The sequence below is a fragment of the Roseovarius halophilus (ex Wu et al. 2025) genome, from assembly GCF_047086965.1.
In genome coordinates this window covers 28,608-47,510 of record NZ_JBKOTX010000024.1, presented here as the reverse complement: position 1 = coordinate 47,510, position 18,903 = coordinate 28,608, and the positions used below count along the sequence as shown (strand labels likewise).

The 18,903-nt window shown below is 66.6% G+C and carries 13 protein-coding genes; 6 read left to right on the top strand and 7 right to left on the bottom strand.

Annotated elements, in window-relative coordinates; genetic code table 11:
* Positions 1 to 82: 82 nt before the first annotated feature.
* From ACH107_RS07230 to ACH107_RS07220, 3 genes are all read right to left on the bottom strand, one after another.
* The gene (locus tag ACH107_RS07230) at positions 83 to 892 is read right to left on the bottom strand and encodes an ABC transporter permease (RefSeq protein WP_412505252.1); all 810 of its coding nucleotides are present in this window, start codon (positions 890 to 892) and stop codon (positions 83 to 85) included.
* On the bottom strand, positions 893 to 2,089 hold the full coding sequence (locus tag ACH107_RS07225) for an efflux RND transporter periplasmic adaptor subunit (protein WP_412505251.1): 1,197 nt from the start codon (positions 2,087 to 2,089) through the stop codon (positions 893 to 895).
* Between the two features lie 547 nt (positions 2,090 to 2,636).
* On the bottom strand, positions 2,637 to 4,910 hold the full coding sequence (locus tag ACH107_RS07220; protein ID WP_412505250.1) for an adenosylcobalamin-dependent ribonucleoside-diphosphate reductase: 2,274 nt from the start codon (positions 4,908 to 4,910) through the stop codon (positions 2,637 to 2,639).
* Between the two features lie 113 nt (positions 4,911 to 5,023).
* On the opposite strand from ACH107_RS07220, the gene ACH107_RS07215 reads away from it, so the two are divergent.
* Positions 5,024 to 5,455, top strand: a complete 432-nt coding sequence (locus tag ACH107_RS07215; RefSeq protein ID WP_310691277.1) for a DUF1489 domain-containing protein — start codon at positions 5,024 to 5,026, stop codon at positions 5,453 to 5,455.
* Positions 5,456 to 5,490: 35 nt separating this feature from the next.
* Here ACH107_RS07215 and hisG read toward each other — a convergent pair whose 3' ends face one another.
* Genes hisG through hisS form a run of 3 tightly spaced genes read right to left on the bottom strand, consistent with a single transcriptional unit; the run spans position 5,491 to position 8,764 of the window.
* Positions 5,491 to 6,183, bottom strand: coding sequence for an ATP phosphoribosyltransferase (gene hisG, locus ACH107_RS07210; RefSeq protein ID WP_310691276.1), 693 nt, complete (start codon positions 6,181 to 6,183; stop codon positions 5,491 to 5,493).
* On the bottom strand, positions 6,180 to 7,271 hold the full coding sequence (locus tag ACH107_RS07205; protein ID WP_310691275.1) for an ATP phosphoribosyltransferase regulatory subunit: 1,092 nt from the start codon (positions 7,269 to 7,271) through the stop codon (positions 6,180 to 6,182). Before ACH107_RS07205 ends, hisG begins: the two co-directional genes overlap by 4 nt.
* Positions 7,268 to 8,764 (bottom strand): histidine--tRNA ligase, encoded by a 1,497-nt coding sequence (gene hisS, locus ACH107_RS07200; protein ID WP_310691274.1) that lies wholly within the window; start codon positions 8,762 to 8,764, stop codon positions 7,268 to 7,270. Before hisS ends, ACH107_RS07205 begins: the two co-directional genes overlap by 4 nt.
* 107 nt (positions 8,765 to 8,871) lie before the next feature.
* Between hisS and ACH107_RS07195 the strand changes: the two genes are divergently transcribed.
* Entirely contained in the window at positions 8,872 to 9,075 is a 204-nt protein-coding gene (locus tag ACH107_RS07195) for a SlyX family protein (protein ID WP_310691273.1), read from the top strand.
* A 3-nt stretch (positions 9,076 to 9,078) separates the two neighbouring features.
* On the opposite strand, the gene dnaE is transcribed toward ACH107_RS07195, so the two are convergent.
* Positions 9,079 to 12,588: a DNA polymerase III subunit alpha gene (gene dnaE, locus ACH107_RS07190; protein WP_412505253.1), complete on the bottom strand. Its 3,510-nt coding sequence runs from the start codon at positions 12,586 to 12,588 to the stop codon at positions 9,079 to 9,081.
* Between the two features lie 235 nt (positions 12,589 to 12,823).
* Between dnaE and xdhA the strand changes: the two genes are divergently transcribed.
* From xdhA to ACH107_RS07170, 4 genes are read left to right on the top strand one after another with little or no spacing between them, the layout of a single operon-like run.
* Positions 12,824 to 14,206, top strand: coding sequence for a xanthine dehydrogenase small subunit (xdhA, locus tag ACH107_RS07185; RefSeq protein ID WP_412505249.1), 1,383 nt, complete (start codon positions 12,824 to 12,826; stop codon positions 14,204 to 14,206).
* On the top strand, positions 14,203 to 16,638 hold the full coding sequence (xdhB, locus tag ACH107_RS07180) for a xanthine dehydrogenase molybdopterin binding subunit (protein WP_412505248.1): 2,436 nt from the start codon (positions 14,203 to 14,205) through the stop codon (positions 16,636 to 16,638). Before xdhA ends, xdhB begins: the two co-directional genes overlap by 4 nt.
* The gene (gene xdhC / locus ACH107_RS07175) at positions 16,635 to 17,381 is read left to right on the top strand and encodes a xanthine dehydrogenase accessory protein XdhC (protein ID WP_310691267.1); all 747 of its coding nucleotides are present in this window, start codon (positions 16,635 to 16,637) and stop codon (positions 17,379 to 17,381) included. The genes xdhB and xdhC overlap by 4 nt, the downstream gene beginning before the upstream one ends.
* Positions 17,378 to 18,901, top strand: a complete 1,524-nt coding sequence (locus ACH107_RS07170; protein ID WP_310691265.1) for an ABC transporter ATP-binding protein — start codon at positions 17,378 to 17,380, stop codon at positions 18,899 to 18,901. Before xdhC ends, ACH107_RS07170 begins: the two co-directional genes overlap by 4 nt.
* Positions 18,902 to 18,903: the final 2 nt, after the last annotated feature.

Here is an 18,903-nt window from a genome sequence, read left to right as displayed (position 1 = left end):
TGCGCCACGAAACTGAAACCGCATAAGATCAACCCACGGTGAGCCAGAGCCTCCAATCCGAAAGCCGATCAAGCGTCCCAAATTATCTGACGACGTACAGTTGCTCCGAGGTCTCGGTCCAAGGGGTCGCATTCAGCCCGGTCGTGGTCTCGATGCGCGCTGCGGTGCGCTCTGCCGTATTGAAATCCTCCAGCCGAATCGCGATGCGCGAGACCGCGTTCGGGCTCTCGTAGAGCGCGCGGGCGGTCCTGACGTCGATGAAGGCCGAAGCCCCGTCGATCTGGCCTGCTCCGATCCGGAACACGCCGCCGACCGTCAGAGTAACGCTGTTCCCGGTGTCGCCCCGAAGCACGACGGTTCGCCCCACCGACAGGCCCATATCGTCAGCCAGTGTCGCCCCAATCATCAGGGTGTCGCCGGTCAGACGTGCCGTGCCGGCCTCCATGGCACGGTCAAACCGGATGATCGAGTTCAGTCGGTCAGGTTCCAACCCGGTGACTGAGACGCGCTGAACCCTCTCACCCCGGATAAGCACTCCACCGCCGTCCACTTGCAATGTAGCATCAGATACGCCGGGAAGCGTCCCGATCACCTCACGAAACGCGCCAGCGTCGAGGATCCCGGTCTCGCGGCGGGTGGAGGGCTGTCGCGCGATCAGAGCAGTGATGTCCTCATCCGGGACAAGCAGGGGCAGGTCGGCCTCGGCGGCCTCGACGGTCACATGGGCGAGGTTTCCAAGCGTCCGGTTGACCAGCAGGTCTGCCAGCCCGCCAATCAGCGCGCTCATGAAGATGAAAATGAACACCGCCATGGCGACACCGGACGCCAGCAATGCCGTCTGGCTGATATTGGCCGTCAGATGCCGCAGTGCAATCTTGAATGCGTAGGGCATTTATCGGCCTGTCCCGTCGCCTGGTGGGGTCACGCGATCGCCATCTGAAATGCCCTCAGGTGCCAGGATGATCGTTGCGCCTTCGGCAAGGCCCTCTGTCACCTGTACGCGGTCTTCGGGCCAGTCAATGATCTCAATGGGTGTTCTGACCGCGCGCCTGTTTCGCAGTACAAACACCGCCGGGCCATTTTTTGCATCCTCCAGCAGCGCTGTCCGAGGGACCGTAATCGCGTCGGTAACGCGCGCCACCCGGATATTCGCAACAGTGGTCAATCCGGTCGGAGCCTCAGGCGGCATGTCAAACTCGACTTTCAGGCGCACGCTGCCGGTGACAGGATCAACCTCGTCTGCGATAAACGCGACCTGCCCGGCAAGGATATCCTCGCGCCCGGTCAGTTGCAGATCCACGCTCTGCCCGGTGCGCAGTACGGCGGCGTAGGTCTCATCGACCTCGACCTCCACATGAATAGGGTCCAGATCGGCGAGACGCATCAACACCTTTGCAGGGGTGACCATATCGCCGGCATCTACCGACCGGGTCAGGATCGTTCCCGCAAAAGGCGCTGTGATCCGAAAATCAGGCAAGCGGATTTGTGCCTGCTCCAATGCCGCGGTCAGCCGCTCGACCTCGTTTTCGGCGCGCTGCAGTGCCCGGTCGGCGTCCTCGCGTTCCGTGGCGGGGATGCTCGCACCGAGGGCTGCTGCGCGGTCCGCATCCGCCCGCGCTGCCTGCCTTGTCAGAATCGCGGCATCAAGCGAGGACAGCGCTTGGCGCACCACAAGCCGCTGGCGGCTGTCGTCAAGCGTCACAAGCAGATCGTCTGCGGCCACCTGATCCCCCTCGGCGACCGGTACCGCCTCCACCCGCGCGCTGACCGCAGCTGTGATGTTGACCTGGGTCTCGGCGGCGGTGCGCCCAGTCACCGCAACAACGCGGGTGACGGGCCCGGCCACGAGTGTTTGTATTGGTACCGACGGCGGGCCGAGCCCGCTACCAAGGGCGAGCCAAAGCACGCCTGCCGCGATCAGGCTTGCGGCAATGGCCAGCAGTCCAGCGATGCGTTTCGACCGCCTCCCGGCATCACGAGCCGGCACAGCCGGCGAAACCGGAACAAGGCTTTTTTCCCGACCCGTGATCTTTGTCAACGAGACTTCGCTGTCCGGGTTACCAGTTTCGGCATCGCTTTCGTTTTCCATCGCTGAATATTATAAGCCTCTATACCATAAGCAAAAAGCATAAATTGAAACCCGAAAAAGGAGTAGGGTCTCGTAAGGTTTTCAGAGATTCCCTAAGTGTTTTGGTTCCGAAACGGGGACAAGAACAGGGAGCTCGATGTCCATTAAGCGGAGCACAGCAATGGCTAAGCATCTCAAAGGAAGCGAGATATTTAAAATCCACTTAAGCAAACCCTCGACTTTGCAAAGGGCGCTACCTGCGCATAGGCGACGTTCGTGACGGCCCCAACAAATAATGCCTATCAGCCCCATTCTATCTGTATTGCGGGCGGCGTCATGGTCAGCTTCCTGCGCCCCTGAGAAATTGTGACGAGAAGGTCCCGGTCTTTTCAACGGCATGGCCCCCAGTCTGCTCCGGCACAGGCCCAGTTCCGATAGTTGAATCTAACAAAGCAGAGCATGCGGTCGAGCCAAGCTTATCCAAAAACCCCTTGACACCCCCTGCGCAGACTTACGGTTTCGTCTGCGCACTATTATGGTTTCTCTCGGTGTTGCAAAGACACCCACACTACCCGCAGCGAGAATAGCCACAGGCGGCGCAGGTCATGCAGCCTTCGATCATGCGCATGTCGTAGCTGCCGCAGGACGAACAGGTCGTCTTGGGCTTCATGGGGACGACCTCGGCCCGGGGATCTGTCTTCAATCCCAGACCTTCGCCCGCCAGGAAGCCGATCGAGATCATGTGCTTTTCGATCACTCCGCCGATGGCGGCCAGGATCGAGGGCACATAGCGGCCGCGCATCCAGGCGCCGCCGCGCGGATCGAAGACGGCTTTCAATTCCTCGACAACGAAAGACACGTCGCCGCCGCGCCGGAACACCGCCGAGATCATCCGGGTCAGCGCGACCGTCCAGGCGAAATGCTCCATGTTCTTGGAGTTGATGAAGACCTCGAAGGGCCGCAGCTGCCCGTTGTGGTGGATGTCGTTGATTGTGATGTAGATCGCATGTTCGCTGTCGGGCCATTTCAGCTTGTAGGTCGCGCCTTCAAGCTCCTGCGGCCGGTCCAGCGGCTCGGTCATGTGGATCACGTCACCGGCATTCGCATCGGCCAGCACCTCGGACTTGTCCGCGGTCTTCTTGTCCTCGTCCACGGACAAGACGGACCCGGTCACCTCGTTGGGCCGGTAGGTCGTGCACCCCTTGCAGCCGGTATCCCAGGCTTGTATGTAGACACCCTTGAAGGCCTCGAAAGAGATATCCTCGGGCACGTTGATCGTCTTGGAGATGGAACTGTCCACCCATTTCTGCGCCGCCGCCTGCATGCGCACATGGTCCATCGGCGCAAGGGTCTGGGCATTGACGAAATGATCGGGCAGCGCGGCGTCTTCGCCGAACTTCTCACGATACATCTGGACGGCGTAATCGACGACCTCCTCCTCGGTGCGGCTGCCATCCTTCTGCAGCACCTTGCGGGTATAGCTGTAGGCGAAGACCGGCTCGATCCCGCTTGACACATTCCCGGCATAGAGGCTGATCGTGCCCGTGGGCGCGACCGAGGTGAGCAGCGCGTTACGGATGCCGTGTTCGGCGATCTCGTCGCGCAGATCCGCGTCCATCTGCTGCATGGCGCCGCTGGCCAGGTACCCTTCGGCCTCGAACAGCGGGAAGGCGCCCTTTTCCTTGGCCAATTGCACCGAGGCGCGGTAGGCGGCCCGGGCGATGGCATGCAACCAGCGTTTGGTCTGACGCGCCGCCGCGTCCGAGCCATAGCGCAGCCCGCACATCAGCAGCGCATCGGCCAACCCCGTGACCCCCAGCCCAATCCTGCGCTTGCCGTGGGCCTCCTGCGCCTGGGCCTCCAGCGGGAAGCGGCTGGCATCGACGACATTGTCCATCATCCGCACGGCGGTGGCGACCAGGTCGCCCAGCTCGTCGTCGTCTATGCCCGCACCGTCCTCGAAGGCCCCCGTCACCAGCCGTGCCAGGTTGATCGAGCCGAGCAGGCAGGCCCCATAGGGCGGCAGGGGCTGCTCACCGCAGGGATTGGTGGCCGCGATGGTCTCGCAGTAATTGAGATTGTTCATCTGGTTGATGCGGTCGATGAAGATCACGCCCGGTTCGGCCTGGTCATAGGTCGACTGCATGATCTTGTCCCAAAGCTCACGCGCCTTGACGGTGCGCACCACCGCGCCGTCCCAGAGCAGGTCCCAGGCCTGGCCCGCCTTGACCGCCTCCATGAAGGCATCGGTCACCAGCACGGACATGTTGAACATGCGCAGCCGGGCGGCGTCGGACTTGGCGGTGATGAAATCCTCGATATCCGGGTGATCGCAGCGCATGGTCGCCATCATGGCGCCCCGGCGGCTGCCCGCGGACATGATGGTGCGGCACATCGCATCCCAGACATCCATGAAGGACAACGGGCCCGAGGCATCGGCGGCCACGCCCTTGACCACCGTGCCGCGCGGGCGGATCGTGCTGAAATCATAGCCGATCCCGCCGCCCTGCTGCATGGTCAGGGCGGCCTCTTTCAGGCTGTCGAAGATACCGGCCATGGTATCGGGGATCGTGCCCATGACGAAGCAGTTGAACATGGTGACGCTGCGATCCGTGCCCGCCCCGGCCGTGATCCGCCCCGCGGGCAGGAACCGGAAATCGTCCAGCGCCGCGCGGAATTTCGGCTCCCACTCTGCCGGAGTGTCCTCGACCGCGGCGAGCGCCCGCGCGATCCGGTCCCAGCTGTCCTCGACCGTGGCGTCGATGGGAGAGCCGTCAGCCTCTTTCAGGCGATATTTCATATCCCAGATCTGTTCGGCGATGGGCGCGGCGAAACGGGTCATGGTCCCTCCAGAAGGTGGCGATGGGCAGCGGGTGGCAGAATCGGGCACTGCACACTACACTACCAAATATAGCGCGCTATGTGAACATCAAGCGAACATCTGGGGTGGCGTCCATGACGGCAAAACTGCATCTGCAAAAACTCTCGGTGGGCAGCGAAACTGTCGAAAGCATGGCACGCTGGCAATCCCAAAAGCGCGCGCAGACGGCAGACGGCTATCCGCGCCACATCACCCGCATGTGGCCCAAGCGCGAGGCCGAGCTGTTGCAGGGCGGGTCGATCTACTGGGTGGTCAAGCGGGTGATCCAGTGCCGTCAGCGCATCCTGCGGCTGGACGCGGTCGAGGGCGGCGACGGCATCCGCCGCTGCGCCGTCGTGCTGGACCCCGAGATCATCCGCGTCGCCCCGGCCCCGAAACGCCCCTTTCAGGGCTGGCGCTACCTCAAGCCCGAGGATGCCCCGCGCGACCTGCCCGAGGGCCGCGCCGAGGAAGACGACCTGCCCCCGGACCTGAGCGCCGCACTGGCGGAAATCGGAGTGTTCTGAGCGGGGATCAGAGTTTTCCGGAAAATCCTGCCACGCTAAAGCCCCAGCCGCGCCTCCAGTGCCTTCAGCGTGGCACGCTGGTCCTCGGTCCAGCCCCGGCGGCGGCCCCGGAAAAGCGTCGCCTGGCTGGAATGGATCAGCCCGTCCGACAGGATCTTCAAACCGTTCGCGCGCAGGGTTTCCCCGGTCGAGGTGATGTCGGCGATGGCCTCGGCGGTCTCGTTGCGGATCGTCCCCTCGGTCGCGCCCTGGCTGTCGACCAGCTGATAGTCGGCCACGCCATGCTGGCGCAGGAACTCGCGCACCAGCCGGTGATACTTGGTGGCGATGCGCAGCCTTTGGCCATGGGCGGCGCGAAAGGCCGCCGCCACCGCGTCCAGGTCATCGAGCCTGTCCACGTCGATCCAGGCCTGCGGCACGGCGATCACGAGGTCCGCCCCGCCAAAGCCCATCTGCGCCAGTTCCCGCACGCGCCCGTCCCAGCCCGCCAGCTTCTCGCGCACAAGGTCCGAGCCGGTCACCCCGAGGTGAACCCGGCCCGCGGCCAGGTCGCGCGGGATCTCGCCTGCCGAGAGCAGCACCAGTTCGATACCCGTGATCCCCTCGACCGACCCGGCGTATTCGCGGTCATCCCCCGACTTGCGCAGGATCACGCCACGGTCGGCGAACCAGTCGAAGGTCTTTTCCATCAGCCGCCCCTTGGACGGCACGCCCAGTTTCAGCGTCATGCCTCCGCCTCCAGTTCGGCCAGCAGTTCGGGGCGGATCACGCCACCCACGGCCGGAACCCCCGCGCCGCCACCCAGGACAGCCGTCAGCGCGTCATAGCGCCCGCCCGTGGCAATGGGTGGCAGGTCGGGGCGGCTTTCGGCGTAAAAGCCGAAGACGAAGCCGTCGTAATATTCCATCGAGGTGCGGCCGTAGCTGCCCTCGAAGGGCAGGGCGGCGACGTCCACGCCGCGCGCGGCCAGCGCATCCAGGCGCGCCGAAAGCCCGTCAACCGCCGTGCCAATGGCAGGCATGTCCACCGAGAGGTCGCGCAGGGCGACCAGCACGTTGGGGCAGGTCTCGGAAAGGGCCAGAAGCGCGTCGATCAGTTCGAGTTCGGTGGCAGAAATCGGGTCGGCGGAGGCGTCTTGCCTGAGGGCTTCGACGCGAAAGGCGATCTCCTCGGCGCTGCGCAGCCCCATGACGGGGGGCAGGTCGGCCATGGGATCGGCCTGTGCCAGCAGCGCGGCGCGGGCGGGCGGCACCGGGGTGCGGCCGCCGAACCGATCCAGCAACTGCCGGAACCGGCGCGGCCGCCAGAGGTGCCGCAGCAGCGCCGCCTTGCGCCGGTCGGTCGTGTTCAGCCCCAGCACGGCGGCCCGCAGGATGCCGATGTCACCGGTGGCCGCGCGCAGGGGCGCATCGGCCAAAAGCCCCGCGATGGTCGCAAAGACCTCGGCATCGGCGCGCGTCGCGTCGCGGTCGAACAGCTCGTAACCCACCTGCAGGGACTCGGTCGCGCGGGCCTCGTCGACCTCCTGCTGGCGGAAGACCGCACCGAGGTAGGTATAGCGCGCGGGCTCGGCCCCGTTTTCCATGTGGCGGCGCACGATGGGCACGGTGAAATCCGGGCGCAGCATCAACTCGCCGCGCAGCGGGTCGGCGGTGACATAGGCGCGGCTACGGATATCCTCGCCGTAGAGGTCCAGCAGTACGCTGGCCGGTTGCAGGATATCGGCGTCCACGGGCGCGGCGCCCGCGGCGCGCAGGGCGGCAAGGCAGCGCTCGCCGATCACGCGGCCCTCGGCACGATAGGCAGAGCGTGTCACTGGCCGTGCCCCGTCAGGATGTCTTGCACTTTCGCAACCATCTGATCGCGCGGCACCGCGACCTGGCTGGGCCGGTCTTTCCATTCCTCGACGCTGGCCGTCTCGGCGATCTTGGCCCCCAGCACCAGGTCCTTGATCTGGACGATGCCATTGGCCTTTTCGTCCGCGCCCTCGATGATGGCGACAGGAGACTGGCGCTTGTCCGCGTACTTGAGCTGATTGCCGAAGCTTTTCGGGTTGCCGAGGTAGACCTCGGCCCGGATGCCCGCCCGCCGCAACTCGCCCGCCATGGCCTGGTAATCGGCCATGCGGTCGCGGTCCATGACGGTGACGACGACGGGGCCGTGACTGTCGCCCTGCATCTGTCCCTTGGCGTGCAGCGCGGCCAGCAGCCGATCCACCCCGATGGAGACGCCCGTGGCGGGCACTTCCTGCCCGGTGAAGCGCTTGACCAGATCATCATAGCGCCCGCCACCGGCCACGCTGCCGAACTGGCGCGGGCGGCCCTTTTCGTCGGTAGTCTCGAAGGTCAGCTCGGCCTCGAAGACCGGGCCGGTGTAGTAGCCGAGGCCGCGCACGACGGAAGGATCGATGACGATGCGGTCGGGGCCGTAGCCGGCGGCGGCAAGGAGGTCGGCAATCTGCGACAATTCCTCAACACCGGCCTTGCCTATCTGGGCCCCACCGACCGCAGACCGCAAATTGTCGAGCGTGGCGGCATTGTCCGACCCCTTGGAGGTCAGGAAGGCCAATACAGGTGCCGCCTGCTCATCGCTCAGCCCAACCCCATCGATGTAGGCCCCAGAGGCGTCCAACCGTCCCTTGCCCAGAAGCTCCCGCACCCCGGCCTCGCCGACCTTGTCGAACTTGTCTATGGTGCGCATTGCTGCGGCGCTGCGGGCCGCGTCGTCGCCAAGGCCCATGGCCTCCAGCACCCCGTTCAGAACCTTGCGGTTGTTCACCCGCACCACGTAATCCCCTCGCGCGATCCCCACCGCCTCCAGCGTGTCGGCCAGCATGGCGCAGATTTCGACGTCGGCGGCGACGGAGCCCGAGCCCACCGTATCCGCATCGCATTGATAGAACTGCCGGAACCGCCCCGGCCCCGGCTTTTCGTTGCGCCAGACCGGCCCCATGGCGTAGCGGCGATAGGGCGTCGGCAGCTCGTTGCGGTGCTGGGCATAGACGCGGGCCAAGGGCGCCGTCAGGTCATAGCGCAGCGCCAGCCAGTCGCCGCCCCCGCCGCCGGGCACTTCGGCCTCTTGCCAGGCGAAGACGCCCTCGTTGGGGCGGTCCACATCCGGCAGGAACTTGCCCAGCGCCTCCACCGTCTCGACCGCCGCGCTTTCCAGCGCCTCGAAGCCGTAGCGATGGTAGACCCCGGCGATCCGGCGCAGCATCTCGGCGCGGCCCTCGACCTCGGCGCCGAAATAGTCGCGGAACCCCTTGGGCGTCACCGCCCTGGGGCGCGGGGGTTTCTTCTGCTTGGCCATGCTGGGGTCCTTGCGCATCACGTCTCGGCGCGCGTTTAACCCGGCCCGCGCCGGGGCGCAACGGATGGGGCTTGGCAAGCGCGTGGTTTCACGCCTATGTCACAAGGATGGAAGACCGCACCGCCCTTGAAGAGAAGGTCGCCCACCTGCTGCGCACGGTGGATGACCTGTCAGACGTCATCGCCCGGCAAGAGGGCGAGATCGACAAGCTGACCCGCCGCGTCGCCATGTTGATGGAGCGCGAGGCCCAGCGCGACCATGACAGCGGCGATGGCGTGCCGCTGGCCGATCAGAAACCGCCGCACTGGTAGCGCTCAAACCTCTTGCACCTCGATCACGCCGGGCAGCGAACGCAGGGCGCCCTTGATCTGCGGGGTCACGGGAAACTCGCCAGGCAGGTCGATGTCGACTTCGCCGGCCGCGCTGCGGGTGTCCACCGTGAAGGTGATCGGCCCGCGCGCGCCCCGGCCCCCGTTGGACTTTGCGTCCTCCAGGATCGTGGCGATGGCCGAGAGCGGCTCATCCTCGGCCAGGAAAACCCGCAGCCCCGAGGCCCCGGCATCGGCCACCGCCGTGTCGATGGGCGCGACGCTGCGGCCCAGAAGTTTCAGCTGATCGGCCTCCAGCGTGGCCTCGACGGTGACGACGACCCGGGCGCCGGTCTCGAGAAAATCGCGCGACGCCTCCAGCGTGTCCGAGAACATCGTGACCTCGTAGCTGCCCGTCGGGTCCGACAGTTGCACGAAGGCAAAGCGATTGCCGCGCGCCGACTTGCGTTCCTGCCGCCCCGAGACGGTGCCGGCCATCCGGGCCACATGGGGGCTGCGCTCGGCCCGGTCAGTGACCTCGTCCAGGGTCATGACCTTCTGGCGGCGCAGGGCCGGCATGTAGTCGTCCAGCGGATGGCCCGACAGGTAAAAGCCCACGGCCTTGAATTCCTCGGCCAGCCGTTCGGCGGGCAGCCAGTCCTGCACCCCCGAAAGGCGCGGCTCGGGCAGGTCGTCGCCCGCCTCGCCGAAAAGCGAGACCTGGCTTGACGATTTCTGATCCTGGACGGCAGCGGAATAGCCCATCAGCGCCTCCAGGCTTTCGAAAACCCGACGTCGGTTCGGGTCCAGCACGTCGAAGGCGCCGGACCGGGCCAGCATCTCCAGCGGGCGCTTGCCGATGCGCTTGAGGTCCACCCGGCGGGCGAAATCGAACAGCGTGGCAAAGGGCTTGTCGCGGCCAGCCTCCTGCCGCCCCGCGACGATCAGCTTCATGGCCTCGACGCCCACGTTCTTGAGCGCGCCCAGCCCGTAGATCAGGGTGCCGTCCTGCACGTCGAACATGGCCTCGGAGCGGTTCACGCAGGGCGCGGCCCAGGGCAGGCCGAGGCCCTTCTTCACTTCCTGGAAATAGACGCCCAGCTTGTCGGTCAGGTGGATGTCGCAGTTCATGACCCCGGCCATGAATTCCACCGGGTGGTTCGCCTTGAGCCAGGCCGTCTGGTAGCTGACCACCGCATAGGCCGCCGCGTGCGATTTGTTGAAGCCGTAGTTGGCGAACTTGTCGAGCAGGTTCCAGACCTCGACCGCCTTTTTCTCGTCCACGCCGTTGGCCTTGGCCCCCGCGATGAACTTGGGGCGTTCGGCGTCCATGGCCTCTTGAATTTTCTTGCCCATGGCGCGGCGCAGCAGGTCGGCACCGCCGAGGCTGTAGCCCGCCATTTCCTGGGCGATCTGCATCACCTGTTCCTGGTAAACGATGATGCCCTGGGTCTCGTCGAGGATATGGTCGATGGAGGGGTGCAGGAAATCCCGCTCGGACTGACCGTTCTTGACCTCGCAGAACTTGGGGATGTTCTCCATCGGGCCGGGCCGGTAGAGCGCGACCAGCGCGATGATGTCCTCGATGCAATCGGGTTTCATGCGCCGCAGCGCATCCATCATGCCCGAGCTTTCCACCTGGAACACGGCCACGGTCTTGGCCGCAGCGTAAAGCGCGTAGGACTTCGCATCTTCCAGCGGGATGGCGTTGATCTGGTTCTCGGTGCCCGGCTCGGGCTGGTACAGTTGCGCGCCATCGGCGGCCACTTGCAGCGGGCGGCCGGTTTTCAGGATCAGGTCCACCGCGTTCTGGATCACCGTCAGGGTCTTGAGGCCCAGAAAGTCGAACTTCACCAGACCCGCCTGTTCCACCCATTTCATGTTGAACTGGGTGGCGGGCATGTCCGAGCGCGGATCCTGGTAGAGCGGCACCAGCTCGTCCAGCGGGCGGTCGCCGATCACCACCCCGGCGGCATGGGTCGAGGCATTGCGCAGCAGCCCCTCGACCTGCTGGCCATAGGTCAGCAGCCGATCGACGACCTCTTCCTCCTTGGCGGCCTCGCGCAGGCGCGGCTCGTCGGCTAGGGCCTTCTCGATGCTGACCGGCTTTACCCCTTCCACCGGGATCATCTTGGACAGCTTGTCGACCTGCCCGTAGGGCATCTGCAGCACCCGGCCCACGTCGCGCACCGCGGCCTTGGACAGCAGCGCGCCGAAAGTGATGATCTGCCCGACCTTGTCGCGGCCGTATTTCTCCTGGACGTAGCGAATGGTTTCCTCGCGCCGGTCCATGCAGAAGTCGATGTCGAAGTCGGGCATCGAGACGCGGTCGGGGTTCAGGAACCGTTCGAACAGCAGCGAATAGCGCAGCGGGTCCAGGTCGGTGATGGTCAGGGCATAGGCCACCAGGCTGCCCGCGCCCGAGCCCCGGCCCGGCCCGACGGGGATGTTCTGCTCTTTCGACCACTTGATGAAATCGGCCACGATCAGAAAGTAGCCGGGAAAGCCCATGCCCTCGATGATGTCCAGTTCGAAATCGAGCCGCGCCTGATAGTCTTCGACGCTGGCCGCGTGCGGAATGACCGCCAGCCGCGCCTGAAGCCCCGCGTTGGCCTGGTGGCGCAACTCCTGCACTTCGTCGTCGGCAAAGCGCGGCAGGATCGGGTCGCGCGTATAGGCGCGAAAGGCGCAGCGGCGCGCGATCTCGACGGTGTTCTCCAGCGCCTCGGGCAGGTCGGCGAAAAGCGTCGCCATCTCGTCCTGCGACTTGAAATAATGTTGCGGCGTCAGGCGGCGGCGGGGCTCGTTCTGGTCCACATAGGCGCCTTCCGCGATGCAGATCAGCGCATCATGGGCCTCGTAGATCTCGGGCTTGGGAAAGTAGACATCATTGGTGGCCACCAGCGGCAGCCCCATGGCATAGGCCATCTCGACATGGCCCCGCTCGGTCAACCGCTCGGCCTCGGGCAGGCCGCCCTCGCCCGGATGGCGCTGCAATTCCACATAGAGCCTGTCACCGAACATCGCCGCCAGCCTTTGCATCAGCGCCTCGGCCGCCGGGCGCTGTCCTGCGCGCAACAGCCGCCCCACCGGCCCGTCCGGCCCGCCCGTCAGGCAGATCACGTCCTCGGAATGTCGGGCCAGTTCCTCCAGCGTGACATGGGCCAGCGCCCCGTCGCCGCGCAGGTAAAGGCAGGTGTTGAGCTTCATCAGATGCTCGTAACCCCGTTCCGACTGGGCCAGCAGAACCAGCGGCGCGGGCGCCTCGGCGCGCTTGCCCGGCTCGGGATCGATATGGCGCAGGTCCACCTGGCAGCCGATGATGGGCTGGATGCCGGCCTTGGCGGCGGTCTCGGAAAACTCCAGCGCGCAGAACATGTTGTCGGTATCGGTGACGGCCACGGCGGGCATTCCGGCGGCGGCGGCGAGGCCCGGTAGCTTTTTCACCGGCACCGCGCCTTCCAGCAGCGAATATTCGGTATGGGTGCGCAGGTGGATGAATCGGGGGCTGGTCATATGGTCAGGATAGGCGCGTGCCGATGCCTGCGCCAGAGGCCCGGCCGCCTTCTTTTTGGGCATGAGACAGTTTCAAATTTCCCGGAACAGTCCTTTCGGCCCCGAAAAGGCTTGTCAAAGCCGGGCCTTGGCGGTTTTCATGGCTGAACCTACAGGAGGGGGCGTCTGTCTACGCCGCATCGACGGAGCGCCTGACAAACCCGACAACACCACGGTATCGCGGCGGGTCAACCAGATGACAATCACGTTTCTTCTCAACGGAGAGACCGTGCACACGCAAGCCCCGGCCACCCGGACGCTTCTTGACTGGCTGCGCGAAAGCCGCGGCCTGACCGGCACGAAGGAAGGCTGCAACGAGGGCGACTGCGGCGCCTGCACCGTCATGGTGACGGACGCGGCCGGGCCCGGGGCGCTCAATGCCTGCATCCTGTTCCTGCCCCAGTTGCAGGGCAAGTCCGTGCGCACGGTCGAAGGGCTGGCCGCCCCCGGTGGCAGCCTGCACCCTGTGCAACAGGAGATGGTGGCGCAGCACGGCTCGCAATGCGGGTTCTGCACGCCGGGCTTCGTGGTCTCGATGGCGACGGCCCATGCGACGGGCCGCAGGGATCATGACGATGTGCTGGCCGGCAACCTGTGCCGCTGCACCGGCTACGCGCCGATCATCCGCGCGGCACGGGCCGCCGAGGCGGCGCCGGTGCCGCCGCACCTGTCCGCCGACCGGGCCGGGCCGACCGAGGCCGCGCCCCAAGCCACCGGGGACCAGGTGCCATTCCTGCCCGAAACCGCGGAGGCCCTGGCCCGGTGGTATGCCGCCAACCCCGAGGCGACGCTGATCGCCGGGGCCACCGACGTGGGCCTGTGGGTCACCAAGGACCTGCGCGATCTTGCCTCTGTCGCCTTCCTGAACCGCTGTGCCGATCTCAAAGAGATCACGGATCAGGGCGAGACGCTGCGCATCGGCGCCGCCGCGACCATGACGGATGTGCTGGCAGCCCTGCGGCCCCTGCACCCCTCCTACGCCGAGTTGATCCGCCGCTATGGATCGGACCAAGTGCGCAACGCCGCGACCATCGGCGGCAACATCGCCAACGGCTCGCCCATCGGCGACAACCCCCCGGCCCTGATCGCGCTGGGGGCAACCCTGCACCTGCGCCACGGCGACGCCCGCCGCGACATGCCGATCGAGGATTTCTTCCTCGACTACGGCAAGCAGGACCGCCAGCCCGGCGAATTCGTCGAGGCTGTGAGCCTGCCGAAATCGGCCTCCGCCCTGCGCTGCTACAAGATTTCCAAACGCTTCGACCAGGACATCTCGGCGCTTTGCGGCTGTTTCAACCTGACGGTCGAAGACGGCACAATCGTCGACGCGCGCATCGCCTTCGGCGGCATGGCCGGCATCCCGAAACGGGCGCCCGCGACCGAGGCGGCGCTGACAGGCCGACCCTGGCGGGCCGAGACCCTCGCCACCGCCGCCGCAGAGTTGGCGCAGGACTTCCAGCCGCTCACCGACATGCGCGCCTCGTCCGATTATCGCCTGCAGGTCGCGCAGGGCTTGCTGAGCCGGTATTTCGACGATCTGTCGGGCCAGACCACCCATGTTCTGGAGGTCAGCCCATGAGCGTGCAGAAACCCAGCCCCCATGACGCTGCCGCGCTGCATGTCACGGGCCAGGCGCGCTATGTCGATGACATCCCGGTGCCCGCCAACACCGGACATCTGGCCTTCGGGCTGAGCACCATCGCCCGGGGGCACGTCACTGCCATGACCCTTGACAAGGTGAAACACGCGCCCGGCGTCATCGCCGTGCTCACGGCCGAGGACCTGCCCGGGGACAACGATGTCTCGCCCAGCCTGCACGACGAACCGCTGCTGTGCGACGGTGCGGTGCACTATCATGGCCAGCCGCTGTTCCTGGTGGTCGCCGACAGCCACCTTGCCGCGCGCAAGGCCGCCCGGCTGGGCGAGGTCAGCTATGACGAGGAGACCCCCGTCCTGACCATCGCGGACGCGCTGGCCAAGGGGTCGCGCTTCGAGGAAGGCCCGCGCGTCTATGCCAAGGGCGACGTGGACGCGGCGCTGGCGCAGGCCCCGCACCGGCTGTCGGGCCGGATCGAGATGGGCGGGCAGGAGCATTTCTACCTCGAAGGTCAGGCGGCGCTGGCCCTGCCGCAGGAAGGCGGCGACATGGTCGTGCAGTCCTCGACCCAGCACCCGACCGAGATCCAGCACAAGGTGGCCGATGCGCTGGCCGTGCCCATGCACGCCGTTCGGGTCGAGACGCGCCGCATGGGCGGCGGTTTCGGCGGCAAGGAAAGCCAGGGCAACGCGCTGGCCGTGGCCTGTGCGGTGGCGGCGGCGGCTACGGGGCGGCCCGCCCGGATGCGCTATGACCGCGACGACGACATGACCATCACCGGCAAGCGCCACGATTTCCGCATCGACTACGACGTGGGCCATGACGCCGAGGGGCGCATCCTGGCCGTGGATTTCACCCAGTACACCCGCTGCGGCTGGGCGCAGGACCTGTCACTGCCCGTCGCAGACCGGGCCATGCTGCACGCCGACAATGCCTATCTGCTGCCCCATGCGCGGATCACCTCGCATCGCTTGCGCACCAACATGGCCTCGGCCACCGCCTTTCGCGGCTTCGGCGGCCCGCAGGGCATGGTCGGGATCGAACGGGTGATGGACCACCTCGCGCACACCCTGAACCTCGACCCGGTCGAGGTGCGCCGGCGCAACTACTACCGCGCGGCCCCCCTGGCCGCGCCCGCCACGGCGGACACGACCCCGCCCACACCCGGCAGCAAGCTGGATAGCGGCGACGTGGCCAGCCGCGGCGCGACACAGGTCAGTTCCGGGCTTGGTGCCGCCAAGCGCTTCGGCGGGGAATTCTCGCCCGCGCAGCCGCCCGAGGACAGCAACACGACCCCCTATCACATGGAGGTCACGGATTTCATCCTGCACGAGATGACCGAAAGCCTGCTGGATCGTGCCGATTACGCCGCCCGCAAGGCCGCGGTGGCCGCGTGGAACGCCGGGACCGCGCGCCTGAAAAAGGGCATCGCCTTCAGCCCGGTCAAGTTCGGCATTTCCTTCACGCTGACCCATCTCAACCAGGCCGGCGCGCTGGTGCATGTCTACCAGGATGGATCGGTCCACATGAACCATGGCGGCACGGAAATGGGCCAGGGCCTGTTCCAGAAGGTCGCGCAGGTCGCGGCCAGCCGCTTCGGTGTGCCGCTCGAGGCCATCAAGATCACGGCCACGGATACCGGCAAGGTGCCCAACACCTCGGCCACAGCGGCCTCGTCGGGGTCAGATCTGAACGGGATGGCGGTCAAGGCGGCCTGCGACACGATCCGCGACCGCATCGCCGAATGTCTGGCCGAACTGCATCAGGTGCAGCCCGCCGATGTGGTCTTTGCCGAGGGCGAGGTGCGCGTCGGCGGCGAGGTCATGCCCTTCGCCCGCGCCGCCCAGATCGCCTATGAAAACCGCGTCAGCCTGTCGGCCACCGGGTTCTACAAGACGCCCGAGGTCGCCTGGGACCGGCTGGCCGGCAAGGGACGGCCGTTCTTCTATTTCGCCTATGGCGCGGCCATCACCGAAGTGGTGATCGACACGCTGACCGGCGAAAACCGCATCCTGCGCACGGATATCCTGCACGATGCGGGGGCCTCGCTGAACCCGGCGCTGGACATGGGCCAGATCGAGGGCGGCTATGTCCAGGGCGCGGGCTGGCTGACCACCGAGGAACTGTGGTGGGACGACCGCGGCCGCCTGCGCACCCATGCGCCCAGCACCTACAAGATCCCGGCCTGTTCCGACCGGCCCGACATCTTCAACGTGGCATTGTGGGAGGGCGAGAACCGCGCCGAGACCATCTATCGCTCAAAGGCCGTGGGCGAGCCGCCCTTCATGCTGGGCATCTCCGCGCATCTGGCCCTGTCGAATGCCTGCGCCGCCTGCGGATCGAATTATCCCGACCTGCAGGCCCCGGCCACCGCCGAGGAAGTGCTGCGTGCGGTCGCAAGGGCGCGCGGATGATCCGCGTCCGGGTTGCATCCACCGCCGGCTCGACCCCGCGGGAAGCGGGGACCGAGATGCTGGTCGGACCGGATCATATCGAGGGCACCATCGGCGGCGGCGCACTGGAATGGCAGGCCATCGCCACGGCGCGCCGGATGATCCGCGAAGACCGCGAGACCCACCGCGAGACGATGCCGCTTGGCCCGACGCTGGGTCAGTGCTGCGGTGGGTCCGTGGTGCTTGACTTCGAGACGGCCGACAGCCTGACCGCGTCCGCGGGCCGCCCGCTCTGGATCTGGGGGGCGGGCCACGTCGGCCGGGCGCTGGCGGGTGTCTTCGCGCCGCTTCCCGATGTCGCGCCCACCGTGATCGACGTCGGCAAGGATCGCTTTCCCGATGCCCTGCCCGAGGGCGTCACGCCCGTTGTGGCCGTCGACCCGCCCCAACTCGTGCGCCACGCCCCGGCGCGCGCCGACCACCTGATCGTCACCTATTCGCATGACCTCGACCTCAAGCTCTGCGATGCCCTTCTGCGCCACGGGTTTGCGAGTTGCGGTCTGATCGGCTCGGCGACCAAATGGGCCCGGTTCCGCTCACGCCTTGCCGCGCTGGGCCACAGCGACGCACAGATTTCGCGCATCGCCTGCCCCATCGGCGACCCGGCCCTCGGCAAGCATCCGCAGGCCATTGCCGTAAGCACCGCGGCGGGTCTATTGTCGGCAGCGGGCCGGACCACAGCCCAGGGGGACGGGACAGGATGACCGAAACGCTTCTGGCATTGGCCGGGCTGACAAAGGCCTATCCTGGCGTCATCGCCAACAAGGATGTGTCGTTCGAGATCGAACAGGGCGAGGTTCACGCCCTGCTCGGCGAGAACGGCGCGGGAAAATCGACGCTGGTCAAGGCGATCTACGGCCTGGTCAAACCCGACAGCGGGGCCATGCACCTGGACGGCAAACCCTTCGAGCCGGGCGACCCCAAGGCCGCCCGCGCCGCCGGGATCGGCATGGTCTTCCAGCATTTTTCGCTTTTCGATGCCCTGACCGTGGCCGAGAACGTGACCCTGGGCATGGAGACCCCGCCCCCGCTGCGCGACCTCTCGGCGCGCATCCGCGAGGTCTCGGATCAATACGGCCTGCCGCTGGACCCCACGCGCATCGTGGGTGACCTGTCGGCGGGCGAACGCCAGCGGGTCGAGATCATCCGCTGCCTGCTGCAGGACCCTAAGCTGCTGATCATGGACGAGCCGACCAGCGTGCTGACCCCGCAGGAGGTCGAAATCCTCTTCGAGACCCTGCGCAAGCTCAAGGCCGAGGGTACGGCCATCCTCTACATCTCGCACAAGCTGGAAGAGATCCGCGCGCTTTGCGACACCGCCACGATCCTGCGCCTGGGCGAGGTCGTGGGCACCTGCACCCCGCGCGAGGTCTCGGCCCGCGAGATGGCCGAGATGATGGTGGGCGGCACGCTGCATGTCCCCGAGCGCGAGGCAGGCCGCCCCGGCGAGGTGCTGCTGACGCTCGACGGGTTGTCCGCGCCCTCGCCGCAGGAATTCGGCATGCCGCTGCGCGACATCTCGGTCGAGGTGCGCGCGGGCCAGGTGCTGGGGATCGGCGGCGTCGCGGGCAACGGGCAGGACGAATTGCTGCTGGCCCTGTCGGGCGAAATGTCCGTTGCGCCGGACATGGTGCGCTTGCGGGACCGGGCGATCGGCCGGCTGCCCCCCAATGCGCGGCGGGCACTGGGCCTTTGCGCCGCCCCCGAGGAACGGCTGGGCCACGCCGCCGCGCCGGACATGACGCTGACGGAAAACGCCGCCTTGTCGGGCAAGACGCGCAAGAACCTGGTGCGCAACGGCCTGGTGGACTGGGGCGGCGCACGCGATTTCGCCAGCACGATCATCGACCGCTTCGACGTGCGCACCCCGGGGCCGGAAAACGTGGCGCGGTCGCTTTCTGGCGGGAACCTTCAGAAATTCGTCATCGGGCGCGAGATCCTGCAGGACCCGGACGTGCTGGTCGTCAATCAGCCCACCTGGGGGGTCGATGCCAGCGCAGCCGCCGCGATCCGGCAGGCCATCCTGGATCTGGCCGCCAGGGGCACGGCAGTCCTGGTCATCAGCCAGGACCTGGACGAGGTGATGGAGATCGCCGACGACTTCGCCGCCCTCAACGAGGGCCGGCTGAGCGCCCCGCGCCCGGTGGCGGGCCTGACCATCGAAGAGGTGGGCCTGATGCTGGGTGGCGCACATGACATGGAGGTGGCCCATGTGGAGGCCTGATC

Bases quoted from the DNA above. Each gene is read 5' to 3' on its own strand.
- ACH107_RS07220 (WP_412505250.1), bottom strand. From the start codon at position 4,910: ATGACCCGTTTCGCCGCGCCCATCGCCGAACAGATCTGGGATATGAAA.
- ACH107_RS07215 (WP_310691277.1), top strand. From the start codon at position 5,024: ATGACGGCAAAACTGCATCTGCAAAAACTCTCGGTGGGCAGCGAAACT.
- ACH107_RS07170 (WP_310691265.1), top strand. From the start codon at position 17,378: ATGACCGAAACGCTTCTGGCATTGGCCGGGCTGACAAAGGCCTATCCT.
- xdhB (WP_412505248.1), top strand. From the start codon at position 14,203: ATGAGCGTGCAGAAACCCAGCCCCCATGACGCTGCCGCGCTGCATGTC.
- ACH107_RS07230 (WP_412505252.1), bottom strand. From the start codon at position 892: ATGCCCTACGCATTCAAGATTGCACTGCGGCATCTGACGGCCAATATC.
- ACH107_RS07195 (WP_310691273.1), top strand. From the start codon at position 8,872: ATGGAAGACCGCACCGCCCTTGAAGAGAAGGTCGCCCACCTGCTGCGC.
- xdhA (WP_412505249.1), top strand. From the start codon at position 12,824: ATGACAATCACGTTTCTTCTCAACGGAGAGACCGTGCACACGCAAGCC.
- ACH107_RS07225 (WP_412505251.1), bottom strand. From the start codon at position 2,089: ATGGAAAACGAAAGCGATGCCGAAACTGGTAACCCGGACAGCGAAGTC.
- xdhC (WP_310691267.1), top strand. From the start codon at position 16,635: ATGATCCGCGTCCGGGTTGCATCCACCGCCGGCTCGACCCCGCGGGAA.
- hisG (WP_310691276.1), bottom strand. From the start codon at position 6,183: ATGACGCTGAAACTGGGCGTGCCGTCCAAGGGGCGGCTGATGGAAAAG.
- hisS (WP_310691274.1), bottom strand. From the start codon at position 8,764: ATGGCCAAGCAGAAGAAACCCCCGCGCCCCAGGGCGGTGACGCCCAAG.
- dnaE (WP_412505253.1), bottom strand. From the start codon at position 12,588: ATGACCAGCCCCCGATTCATCCACCTGCGCACCCATACCGAATATTCG.